Consider the following 12209-nt stretch of genomic DNA (forward strand, 5'->3'; position numbering starts at 1 on the left):
AAAAGCTGAAGGTTGTCATGTGGGTCAGTTCTGAAAATTGCTTAAGCCAAAAATGGCTTAAGCAATAGGAATTCCTCTTACACCGGTTGAGTGCGGATCAGATAGTCGAAAGCACTTAATGCCGCTTTCGCGCCTTCCCCACTGGCAATAATGATTTGCTTATAGGGGACGGTGGTGCAATCGCCGGCGGCGAAAATACCGGGTTGGTTAGTCTCACCGCGCGCATCAACAATAATCTCCCCCATCGGATTACGATCGATAACACCCTCTAACCACGCCGTATTCGGTAATAAACCAATTTGCACGAAGATCCCGGCAAGCGCCAGAGTATTCAGTTGTTCGGTTTTACGATCTTTCCATACCAGGCCAGTTACCTGTTGACCATCGCCCAACACCTCTTGGGTGTGCGCATTGACGATAATCTCAACATTAGGCAGGCTACGCAGTTTGCTCTGTAGCACCTGGTCAGCCTTCAGCGAATCGGCAAACTCTAACAAGGTAACATGCTCGACCAGCCCTGCCAGATCGATGGCTGCCTCGACTCCGGAATTCCCACCGCCAACAACGGCAACACGTTTCCCTTTGAACAGCGGACCATCGCAATGGGGGCAATAGGTCACACCGCGCGTTCGGTAAGTCTCTTCACCCGGAACGCCCATATTTCGCCAGCGTGCGCCAGTGGCCACAATAATACTTTTCGCCTGTAGCGTTGCACCGCTGGCAGTTTTCAGTTGGTGAAGGCCGCCCTGCGCGTTGGCAGGAATAAGTTGGCTGGCTTGTTGGGCCTCGATAATATCAACCTGATAATCTTCAACATGGGTACGCAGCGCGGTCGCTAAACGACTCCCTTCGGTTTTCGGTACCGAGATATAGTTTTCAATGTCGACCGTATCAAGCACCTGCCCACCGAAACGTTCGCCCATCAGGCCGGTCCGGATCCCTTTACGGGCGGTATAAATCGCGGCGGCCGCCCCCGCGGGACCGCTGCCGACGATTAAGACTTCGTAGGGGGCCTGCTCGGACAATGTTGCCGCTTGACGTGCCGCGGCACCGCTATCCACTTTATTAACGATTTCGGCTAACGTCATACGGCCATGGCCGAAACTTTCACCATTCAGTAATACCGCCGGCACGCCCATAATGTTGCGGTCGGCGATCTCTTGTTGGAATTGACCGCCATCGATGGCGGTATGGTGAATACGCGGATTCAGGATCGACAGTAAATTGAGCGCCTGGACGACGTCCGGACAGTTATGGCAAGAGAGTGAATAGTAAGTCTCGAAATGCAATTCGTCTGGCAGCGCTTTAATTTGCTCCAGCAGCGCTTGGCTCTCTTTCGAAGGATGTCCACCGGTTAGTAATAGTGCCAGCACTAGTGAAGTAAATTCATGCCCCAAGGGCGAACCGGCAAACCGGGGACCGTGTCGTTGGCCTTGCGGCGTGATCAAAAAAGAGGGCTGACGAACGTCAGGTCGATTTTCCTCGATAAAGTTCACTTTGTCCGATAACCCAGCGATCTGCGTCAGAAGCTGGCGAATATCCGTCGAGGCGGCAGAGTGGTCAAGGGAGGCCACTAAATCGACAGGTTGAGTGAGTTTTTCTAAATAGGTTTTTAATTGTGTTTGTAATTGAGTCTCTAACATAATGCTCTCCCCGGATATAAAAACGGGCGCCATCGCGCCCGTAACACAGTACTACTCAGCGTGACTTAGATTTTACCGACTAAGTCGAGAGAAGGGGCTAACGTCGCTTCGCCTTCTTTCCATTTTGCTGGGCACACTTCGCCTGGGTGGCTAGCGACATATTGTGCCGCTTTCACTTTACGCAGCAGATCTGATGCATCACGGCCGATACCTTCTGCAGTGATCTCGACGGCTTGGATAATCCCTTCAGGATCGACGATAAAGGTTCCGCGATCAGCGAGGCCCTGTGCTTCGCGCATAATGTCAAAGTTACGCGTCAGGGCACCGGTCGGGTCACCAATCATCGCGTAGTTGATTTTACCGATGGTTTCGGAGCTCCCGTGCCAAGCTTTGTGGGTGAAGTGGGTATCGGTGGAGACAGAGTAGATATCTACTCCAAGCTTTTGGAACTCATCGTAGTGGTCCGCGACGTCGCCTAACTCGGTAGGACAAACGAAGGTAAAGTCGGCAGGATAGAAGAAGAACACGCTCCATTTACCTTCAACATCTTTTTCGGTCAGTTCAATAAATTGGCCTGCTTTAAAAGCCGTATTGCTAAAAGGTTTAATTTTGGTATTGATAATGGACATGATTGGCCTCCGCTAGAATAGTGTGGCTACCTTAAGTCACCCAGCTCGCTTAGGCCAATCACTCCTATGTATTGGTTTAATCAGTAATACCTATCAAAGAAGTCTAATCGAAATATCTTCAGGGATAACATGGCCTTGCCAATAGAGCTGTGTCGCAATATTCTCAGCAATCTCGCGATACAATTCGCTAAAAGGCCCCGCCGGGTCCCTGGCCACGGTCGGCACGCCAGCATCCAAATCTTCCCGTAATTGAATATGCAGAGGCACTTTTCCGAGTACCGGGACGTTATAGTCGTCGCTGAGCGCTTTTGCCCCTTCGTGACCAAAGATCGCCTCTTGGTGTCCACAGTTTTGACAGATGTGTACGCTCATATTTTCAACAATGCCTAAGACGGGCACATCGACTTTATTGAACATTACCACCCCTTTGCGTGCATCCAATAAGGCGACATCTTGCGGAGTGGTCACCACTACCGCGCCGGTAACCGGAATATTTTGCGCCAACGTTAGCTGAATATCGCCCGTGCCCGGCGGCATATCCACCACCAAATAATCGAGATCTGGCCACAGTGTCTCGTTGAGCAGCTGCAATAACGCCTTACTGGCCATGGGGCCTCGCCAGATCATCGCATTGTCGTCTGTGACCAAATAACCAATAGAGTTAGTCGCGAGTCCGTAACTCATAATAGGCGCCATATGTTTGCCATCCGGCGATGATGGACGCTGGTCTGCAGTACCCAACATTTGCGGGAGTGAGGGACCGTATATATCGGCATCGAGTACCCCGACGCGTATCCCTTGGTCGGCAAGCGCTAGCGCGACATTCAGCGCGGTACTCGATTTGCCCACCCCACCTTTACCGGAACTCACGGCGATAATGTTTTTCACGCCCTTCGCGCCAGGCAGTTGCTTGACGCGCTGCAGCGTGGCGATACTGTAGTCGAGGTGCCAATCCACCTCGGTTGTACCCGTTACTTCTTTTAATAGAGGGGTCGCCCAAGCTTGCAGTGCCTTAAATCCCTGTGGCCAGGCGAACGGTAGCTGTAATTCAATATGCAGAGTGTGATCCAGTCGCACGGCATGCTGTAGCGCGTGAAGGTCGACCAGCGTTTGTCGTAAGGTGGGATGCGAAAACTGAGCAAGAAGCGGGTTAACGGTGTCACGCAAATCAGGGGACTGCGGGGATGAGGGGGCAAAAGACATGGCATCGCTCCTAGAAGGCATCAGTTAAGCAAATAAGATGGTAACGCATCGGCTAATCTTATCAGATTCTTGCCGTCCATGCTGTTAGTTGACGTTAACCGTTTACCTTGTCGGGGCCTTCAGTTACCATTCATTATTCCTTTTGTTCATCTACAGAAAGCTACGCAAATTATGACTCAAGCCACAAAAAAATTACTGGTCACCTGTGCCCTGCCTTACGCCAACGGCTCAATTCACCTTGGGCATATGCTAGAGCATATCCAAGCGGATATATGGGTAAGGTATCAGCGAATGCGTGGCAACACTGCCTGGTTTATCTGTGCGGATGATGCACATGGCACCCCTATTATGTTGAAAGCCCAACAACTGGGCGTGACACCTGAAGCGATGATCGCAGAAATGAGCGCCGAACATCAGCGCGATTTTGCTGGCTTTAATATTAGCTACGATAACTATCACTCGACGCATTGCGAAGAGAATCGCCAGCTTTCTGAACTTATCTATGGTCGCCTTAAGGGCAATGGTTTGATCAAAAATCGCACCATCTCCCAGCTTTACGACCCCGAAAAAGGGATGTTTTTGCCTGATCGCTTTGTGAAAGGCACCTGTCCAAAATGTAAAGCGGCCGATCAGTATGGTGACAACTGCGAGGTCTGCAGTGCCACCTATAGCCCAACCGAGCTAATCGATCCGAAATCCGTGGTCTCCGGCGCGACACCGGTAATGCGCGACTCCGAGCATTTCTTCTTCGACCTGCCTTCTTTCTCAGAAATGTTGAAAGCGTGGACCCGCTCAGGTGCCCTGCAGGAACAAGTCGCCAATAAAATGCAAGAGTGGTTCGAAACTGGCTTACAGCAGTGGGATATCTCCCGCGATGCCCCTTACTTCGGTTTTGAAATCCCGGATGCGCCTGGAAAATATTTCTACGTCTGGCTTGATGCCCCTATCGGCTACATGGGCTCGTTCCGTAACCTATGCAATAAACGCTCTGATATCGATTTTGATGAGTATTGGAAAAAAGACTCGACGACTGAGCTGTACCATTTTATCGGTAAAGATATTGTCTATTTCCACAGCTTATTCTGGCCAGCAATGCTCGAAGGCAGTGACCATCGTAAACCGACCAACTTGTTCGTTCACGGGTACGTGACGGTGAACGGCGCGAAGATGTCTAAATCTCGGGGCACCTTTATTAAGGCGAGCACCTGGTTAGAACATCTGGATGCGGACAGCCTGCGTTATTACTATGCGGCCAAGCTCTCTTCTCGTATCGATGATATCGACCTGAATTTAGAAGATTACGTCCAGCGGGTAAACGCTGATGTGGTCAATAAAGTGGTGAATCTTGCTTCACGGAATGCCGGCTTTATTACCAAGCGTTTCGATGGACAGTTAGCCGCAGAATTAGATGATCCGGCGCTGTATCAACGCTTTGTTGAGGCGTCAACCTCGATTGGCGAGGCATGGGAAAGCCGCGAGTTCAGCCGTGCTATTCGCGAAATCATGGCCTTGGCCGATGAAGCGAACCGCTATGTTGATGAACAAGCGCCTTGGGTTGTGGCGAAACAAGAAGATAGCGATGCAAAACTGCAGGCGATCTGCTCGATGGGTATTCACCTGTTCCGGGTCTTAATGACCTGGTTAAAACCGGTGCTGCCTGCGCTGAGCGAACGTGCCGAGGCATTTTTACAAAGCACGTTAACTTGGGAGTCAATCGCAGAACCGCTGCTTGGCCATCGTGTCGCGCCGTTTAAAGCACTGTATCAACGTATTGAGATGGCAAAAGTCGAGGCACTGATTGATGCCTCAAAACAAGACGCCGACGCGGCGGCCCCTGCACCGCAGGCGGCTAAAAAAGCGGAGAAAAAATCCGCGGCTCCGGTGGTAACCGAAGAAGCGACCTCTGGCCCGATCAGCATTGATGATTTTGCCAAGGTTGATATGCGGGTTGCGCTGATCGAAGTTGCCGAACGGGTAGAGGGATCCGATAAATTACTGCGACTGATGCTGGATGTCGGCGGCGAAAAACGTCAGATTTTCTCTGGGATCCGTGCCGCTTACCCCGATCCGTCAGTGTTAGTCGGACGCTTGACCATCATCGTCGCTAACCTCGCGCCGCGTAAGATGCGTTTTGGCGTCTCGGAAGGGATGGTACTGTCTGCCGGGAATGGCGGAGCCGACCTCTTTATCCTTTCGGCTGACAGTGGCGCAACGCCTGGCATGCCAGTACGCTAAGCGTTGATTGAACTTAAGCCGGGCGATGCCCGGCTTTTTTTTCCATTACAGAATGAGAAAACTATCATGAACGATAGCTTACTTAATGCCCTCCAGCGCTGCACACCTCGACTCGGCGAAGCCTTACGTCCCTATGTTATGGCCGATACCTTCAAGGCCAGTTTCAGTGCCGAAGAGGTGAGCGCACTGCAACAGGCCAGCGGTCTATCAGCAACAGAATTAGCCTTAGCATTGCTGCCACTCGCCGCAAGCTATGCCATTACCCCGCTCTCACACTTCAACGTTGGGGCGATTGCTCAAGGGATCAGTGGGCGCTGGTATCTTGGCGCCAATATGGAGTTTGCGTCAGCGCCCATACAGCAAACCATCCATGCCGAACAAAGTGCCATCAACCATGCGTGGATGTGTAATGAACCACAGTTAACCGCCGTGACGGTCAACTACACCCCTTGCGGCCATTGTCGCCAATTTATGAATGAGCTAAATAGCGCACAGCAGCTCACGATTCATCTACCGGGCTGCGCCCCACAAACCTTGCACGATTATCTCCCTAACGCTTTCGGGCCTAAAGACTTAGGGATTACCGACACCCTGTTCGACCCGCAGGCACACCCCTTTGCCGCACAGTCTGACCCGTTGATAGAGGCCGCGATAGATGCCGCTAGCCAGAGCTATGCCCCCTACACGCGCGCCTACAGCGGTATTGCGTTACAAATAGATGGCGAACACTGGGTCACTGGCCGCTATGCAGAAAATGCTGCCTTCAATCCGAGCCTGCCCCCGCTACAAAGTGCGCTGATCATGTTGCAATTACAGGGTTACCCGGTCAGTGCGATTACCCGTGCTGTATTAGTTGAAGTCAGCGATGCGGCACTCTCTCAACAGTCAGCCAGTGCCGCCATCTTGACTGCATTAGGAGGCTATTCTTTAGAAACGGTGACAGTTTTTTCAAAGTGATAACGTTCGGTTAAATTTGGTAAGAAAGTGACTCAATGCGCGGAAAACCTCCGTCGTGGGGACTATAGTTAGACGACATCCCGTCACACACCGACCCCATTACGGAGTAAAGCATGGAATTGGAGTATGAAAGCGAACGTCCCCTCTATATCCCCTACGCTGGGCCAATTTTATTAGAGTTTCCGCTACTTAATAAAGGCAGTGCCTTTAGCCAAGACGAACGCGCCGCTTTTAACCTTAATGGTTTATTGCCCGATACCGTTGAAACGATCGATGAACAAGCCGAGCGTGCATGGCAGCAGTTCAATGCATTCCTGAACGACGACGATAAGCACGTTTTCCTGCGTAACATACAAGATACCAATGAGACGCTGTTTTACCGCTTAATCGATGATCATCTCGAAGAGATGATGCCCATCATCTACACCCCTACCGTGGGCAGTGCCTGTGAACACTTCTCCGAGATATATCGCCGCGCGCGCGGCGTCTTTATCTCCTACCCGCAACGCGATCATATTGAAGATATGTTGCAAAACGCCACCAAACAGAATGTTAAAGTCATCGTCGTCACCGACGGTGAGCGCATCTTGGGACTGGGTGACTTAGGTATCGGCGGAATGGGAATACCGATTGGTAAGTTGTCACTCTATACGGCCTGTGGCGGCATCAGCCCCGCGTATACACTGCCGATCGTTCTCGACGTGGGCACCAATAATCAGCAACTTTTAAACGACCCGTTATACATGGGTTGGCGTCATCCGCGGATCACCGGCGAAGAATATGAGAGTTTCGTTGCAGACTTTATTTCTGCTGTTAAACGCCGCTGGCCTAACGTCCTCTTGCAATTTGAAGACTTTGCGCAGAAGAACGCCATGCCATTATTGGAACGCTATCACGATGAGCTATGCTGCTTCAATGATGATATCCAAGGTACGGCTGCCGTCGCCGTGGGTACTCTAGTCGCCGCCAGCCGCGCCGCAGGGACTAAGCTCTCTGACCAACGCGTCGCATTTCTCGGCGCAGGGTCCGCCGGATGTGGGATTGCCGAACAAATCGTCAAGGAGATGCAACATGAGGGGCTGTCTGAAAAAGAGGCTCGTGCGCGCGTCTTTATGGTTGATCGCTATGGCTTACTTACCGACAAGCTGACAAACCTGCTCGACTTTCAACAGCGCTTAAGCCAGTCTTCCTCGGCACTCAGTGATTGGCAGAGTGATAACGACGATTACTCCTTGCTCGATGTGGTACGTAATGCCCACCCCTCGATCCTCATTGGGGTGTCAGGACAGCCTGGGTTATTCACTGAAGAGATTATTCGTGAAATGGTCAAGCACTGTGACACACCAATTGTCATGCCGCTGTCAAATCCAACCTCTCGCGCAGAAGCGACCCCTACCGATATTTTAACCTGGACCGAAGGCAAAGCCTTAGTCGCGACCGGCAGTCCTTTTGGTACGGTGACGTGGCAAGGTCAAAAGATTGCGATAGCACAGTGTAATAACGCTTATATCTTTCCCGGTATTGGCTTAGGCGTGATTGCCAGCGGCGCTAAGCGGGTGACGGAAAATATGCTGCTCAGTGCCTGCCGAGCACTGGCCGATTATTCACCTAAAGCTCAACACGGTGAAGGCCCTATCCTGCCACCGATTACCGAGATCCAGTCGGTGTCTAAGCATATCGCCGTGAAAGTGGCTTTAGCTGCACAGCAAGATGGTGTGGCAACACAACGCAGCGAAGAACAGATTAAGGAAGCCGTCGAGGCCAACTTCTGGAAGCCTCACTATCGGCAATATCGCCGAGCGTCGATTTAATCGTCCTAAAGGTAAGTCATTACGTTGGCTTACCTTGATCTCCTTGCCTGATCCTGTCCGCTCAAGTACCCTACTCTTAGAGATATTGAGAGGATTTTGCACGGTATGATAAAGCGACTGCTTATCGGTCTACTTGCCCTAATAATGCTACTTGGCTTAACCGCAATCGGGCTTGATCAGTGGATCAGCTGGAAAACAGCACCTTACATCTATGATACCGTTTCACAACTCCCTAAACGTCAAGTTGGCGTCGTGTTAGGCACTTCAAAATATTATCGCGGGGGTGAACCTAATCAATATTACCTCTACCGCATCCAAGGTGCGCTCAATGCCTACAATAGCGGCAAGGTTTCCTATCTGTTACTGAGTGGCGATAATGCCTTACAAAGCTATAACGAACCTCGCACCATGCGCCGTGACCTGATCAAGAATGGGGTAAGGCCGACGGATATCGTTTTGGATTATGCGGGCTTTCGGACCTTAGATTCTATCGTCAGAACGCGAAAGGTCTTCGATACCAATGATTTTATTATCATCACCCAGCGTTTTCATTGTGAGCGGGCGCTGTTTATCGCGTTACAACAAGGCATTCAGGCCCAATGTTTTGCCGTTCCTTCCCCCAAAAATATATTGAGTATTCGTATTCGTGAAGTCGGCGCGCGCCTCGCAGCCTTGGCCGATCTCTATCTGTTCAATAGAGAACCCCATTTCCTCGGCCCGATGGTCCCGATACCGAGTCGAGCGGAGCTACCGAAACACGGGCCGACCTACCCGGCCGTGACGCCTGAGCAGCTCGTCGAACTGGAGAATCAACTCGCTAAGCGCCCGACGTCCAGCGTGTCAGTTGACGCCAGCACCACTCAAGAGGCCCCTGACGAAAATATCGAAGCCAATAGTAAGAAAACGCCAGATTCAGCATCCAAACCAGAGGCACTACCGCCAACAGCTGACCACGCGTCAATGCCATAAAGTAGCCCAATACCGAAAATAGCGTCGTACAGACTAAGGTCTGTAGCAGGTAGTTACTTAAGGCCATGCGGCCAACCTGTATAAAGAGTGACGTCAGTCGCCAACCAGAGAGGCGCTGCCAGTGAGCATGAAACAGGGCAACATACCCTAAAGCAAGAAAGGGACTGCCGAGCTCGAGAGGGATCTGTAACCAAAATCCGCTCCAACGGAACGTCCAGCCTGTCGCATATTGTAAATAGGCACTCGCTCCCGTCATCGCAAAGCCAATAAGCAGTAAATAACGATAACAGCGCCGATAATGACTGACCGGACGTTGCCCTAGCAGCCACCCTTGACGCGTTAATGCTGCGCCCATTAGCATTAGGCCGGCCAGTTCCCAGCCATATTGGGTCACCAAGGCCAGCAAACGCCCGTCAAATTGTTCGAGCCGGTCGTGGATCGCTAACCAGCCACCGTTAATCGCGACCGTACGCTCCGCCGCAATGTCTGCAGGCTGGGGAAGCCAATCACTCCCAGGGTTATGCCCAGAGATCAGCGCGTAACCCGCTAATAAGACCACGCCAAAAAGATAAAAAATTGCCCCCGTGCGCAGTAAGTTCTCACTCTGGTCGCTATGGGCAATGATGCGATAGACCGCAAGACCAACCAGCCCCCACGATAATAGAATATCTCCCTGCCATAGTAGAATACCGTGTAGCACGCCAAACATGACTAACCAGAGTAATCGATGAGTCATCCACGACAAACCACGCGGGAGCTGAAAGATCAATCCGGCACCGAACAATAGGCCGAGCAACGACAGGAACTTCATCTCAGCGAAAAGTTCTAATACCGCCCACAACAAGGTATCGGTACGAGAAGGGGGTCCTTGCCAGGCGGGGTTTAAATAGGCTGCGGAAGGTAATGCAAAACTAACAATATTCAGTAGCAGAATACCCAGTATCGCGATACCTCGCAGACAATCGAGTTGGGGGTAACGAGGCATAAGTGTGAGCGTCTCAATCAGGCCAGGAAGATCCCTGGCCGCGGGGGGATTAGTTATTACGAATGGTGCGCAAGAACTCTTGACGCGTATTTTGGCTTGATTTAAATAACCCGCCTAACGAGGTTGTGGTCGTGGCACTGGTGGCATCTTTCACCCCACGCGCCTTAACACAGTAATGTACTGCATCGATACAGACTGCGACATTGTTGGTGCCCAGTAAGGTTTGTAGGGCCACTAACACCTGTTGTGTTAAGCGTTCTTGTACTTGCGGGCGCTCGGCAAAGAATTGGACGATACGGTTAATTTTGGATAAACCGATCACTTTATCTTTCGGGATATAGGCCACTGTCGCTTTACCATCGATAGTCACAAAGTGATGTTCACAAGTACTGGTCAACGTAATGTCGCGCACAGTGACCATCTCATCAACATTCATCTTGTTTTCGATAACGGTAATCTTCGGGAAGTTGGCATAATCCAAGCCAGAGAAAATCTCATCGACGTACATTTTCGCTAAGCGATTAGGGGTTTCCATTAAACTGTCATCGGTGAGGTCAAGATTAAGCAGCAACATCACTTCACGCATATGTTCCGCTATTTTTTGCTTGCGTTGTTGGCTGTCTTGGCTGTTTACCGGCGCATTGAGGGGGGTTTCAAGCCCGCGAGCCAGCAACGCATCATGGACCAGCATCGCTTCCTGACTTAATTCGGACATCGTCTTAATTCTCCAACAGGTGTTACACCCGTCAATATCGGTACGGGTCATCTTTTGTCATATTGTGAAGCAGTCAGCGCGGTTAATCCAGCCCTTACATCAATTGTTCGCATTTACCGACAGCTTGAGTCCTGCGTCAACTGCTTCTACACTAGGCTCTTGACCGACACTCAAGGCGATGTAATGGATCTCGTACAATTAAAGATGTTTTGTGCTGTGGCGGAATGCGGTTCGATAGTGAAGGCAGCAGAAAAGTTACATCGTGTGCCCTCCAACCTCACTACGCGTCTTAAACAGCTTGAGGAAGAAGTCGGCAACGCGCTGTTCATTCGTGAAAAACAGCGGTTACGGCTATCGCCGATCGGCCATGACTTTTTACATTATGCACGTAAAATCCTGCAACTGAGCGAAGAAGCTTTACAGCTCTCCCGATCTGCTCAGCCCTGCGGCACCTTAACGCTCGGGAGCCTTGAGAGTGTTGCGGCAACCCGCTTACCCGCATTACTCTCTGCTTATCATCAACGCTACCCCGCCGTGCAACTCTCTTTAGTGACGGGGACTTCTGGCGAGATCCTTGATGGGGTGGTTAAAGGAGAATTGGCGGTAGCCTTAACCGATCAGCCTTCGCCACGCCCCGATGTGATCTGTGGTCATCATTATCGCGATCGCTTAGTGTTGATCACGAGTCCGTCCCACTCGCCGGTCACTGTCGCACAGGATGTGATAGGAGAGACTTTTTTTGCCTTTCGCAGTAGCTGTTCTTATCGTCATCGCTTAGAACATTGGTTCGCGCAAGCGGGCGTGACACCGGGCCCCATTATGGAAATACAGTCTTATCATGCCATGTTAGCTTGCGTGGCTGGAGGGGCGGGTCTTGCGGTGATCCCACACTCATTATTGAGTAAACTTACCGACCATGCGCGAGTCGCCGTTCATCAGCTACCTGACAATATCAGCCACCTGCATACAGGGTTGATTTGGCGTCATGAAGGGGAGTCACCCAATGTGAGGGCATTAAGCACATTGATGGCGGAAATCTATCCAGACTAAGGCCAGGGGCAT

General features: G+C 51.2%; 9 protein-coding genes and 1 pseudogene. 5 read left to right on the plus strand and 5 right to left on the minus strand.

Features of this window, described 5'->3' with window-relative positions:
* Nucleotides 1–77 precede the first annotated feature (77 nt).
* The 3 genes from ahpF to apbC all read right to left on the minus strand — a co-directional run bounded on the left by ahpF (nucleotide 78) and on the right by apbC (nucleotide 3475).
* Nucleotides 78–1643 (minus strand): alkyl hydroperoxide reductase subunit F, encoded by a 1566-nt coding sequence (gene ahpF, locus BMX14_RS14225; RefSeq protein ID WP_092677883.1) that lies wholly within the window; start codon nucleotides 1641–1643, stop codon nucleotides 78–80.
* A 65-nt stretch (nucleotides 1644–1708) separates the two neighbouring features.
* Nucleotides 1709–2272, minus strand: a complete 564-nt coding sequence (gene ahpC, locus BMX14_RS14230) for an alkyl hydroperoxide reductase subunit C (RefSeq protein ID WP_092677885.1) — start codon at nucleotides 2270–2272, stop codon at nucleotides 1709–1711.
* A 93-nt stretch (nucleotides 2273–2365) separates the two neighbouring features.
* Nucleotides 2366–3475 carry an iron-sulfur cluster carrier protein ApbC gene (apbC, locus tag BMX14_RS14235; protein WP_092677886.1) on the minus strand — a complete coding sequence of 370 codons (1110 nt, stop codon included), beginning with the start codon at nucleotides 3473–3475 and terminating at the stop codon, nucleotides 2366–2368.
* A gap of 171 nt (nucleotides 3476–3646) precedes the next feature.
* On the opposite strand from apbC, the gene metG reads away from it, so the two are divergent.
* From metG to sanA, 4 genes are all read left to right on the plus strand, one after another.
* The gene (gene metG / locus BMX14_RS14240) at nucleotides 3647–5710 is read left to right on the plus strand and encodes a methionine--tRNA ligase (RefSeq protein ID WP_092677976.1); all 2064 of its coding nucleotides are present in this window, start codon (nucleotides 3647–3649) and stop codon (nucleotides 5708–5710) included.
* Between the two features lie 66 nt (nucleotides 5711–5776).
* Nucleotides 5777–6667: a cytidine deaminase gene (gene cdd / locus BMX14_RS14245; RefSeq protein ID WP_092677888.1), complete on the plus strand. Its 891-nt coding sequence runs from the start codon at nucleotides 5777–5779 to the stop codon at nucleotides 6665–6667.
* Nucleotides 6668–6780: 113 nt separating this feature from the next.
* Nucleotides 6781–8478, plus strand: a complete 1698-nt coding sequence (locus BMX14_RS14250) for an NAD-dependent malic enzyme (RefSeq protein ID WP_092677889.1) — start codon at nucleotides 6781–6783, stop codon at nucleotides 8476–8478.
* A 105-nt stretch (nucleotides 8479–8583) separates the two neighbouring features.
* Complete coding sequence (gene sanA / locus BMX14_RS14255; protein WP_092677891.1) at nucleotides 8584–9447, plus strand: outer membrane permeability protein SanA; 864 nt, start codon at nucleotides 8584–8586, stop codon at nucleotides 9445–9447.
* Here sanA and yeiB read toward each other — a convergent pair.
* Together yeiB and folE are read right to left on the minus strand one after the other, a co-directional pair.
* Nucleotides 9371–10432, minus strand: a pseudogene (gene yeiB, locus BMX14_RS16970) (DUF418 domain-containing protein YeiB); the annotation flags it as partial. The gene sanA and the pseudogene yeiB overlap by 77 nt on opposite strands.
* A 49-nt stretch (nucleotides 10433–10481) precedes the next feature.
* On the minus strand, nucleotides 10482–11147 hold the full coding sequence (folE, locus tag BMX14_RS14265; RefSeq protein WP_048912270.1) for a GTP cyclohydrolase I FolE: 666 nt from the start codon (nucleotides 11145–11147) through the stop codon (nucleotides 10482–10484).
* Nucleotides 11148–11330: 183 nt separating this feature from the next.
* Here folE and ptrR point away from each other — a divergent pair, with 183 nt between their 5' ends.
* The gene (gene ptrR, locus BMX14_RS14270) at nucleotides 11331–12197 is read left to right on the plus strand and encodes a putrescine utilization regulator PtrR (protein ID WP_092677894.1); all 867 of its coding nucleotides are present in this window, start codon (nucleotides 11331–11333) and stop codon (nucleotides 12195–12197) included.
* Nucleotides 12198–12209: the final 12 nt, after the last annotated feature.

This window comes from Rosenbergiella nectarea (assembly GCF_900111105.1).
GTDB classification, from domain to species: Bacteria; Pseudomonadota; Gammaproteobacteria; order Enterobacterales; family Enterobacteriaceae; genus Rosenbergiella; species Rosenbergiella nectarea.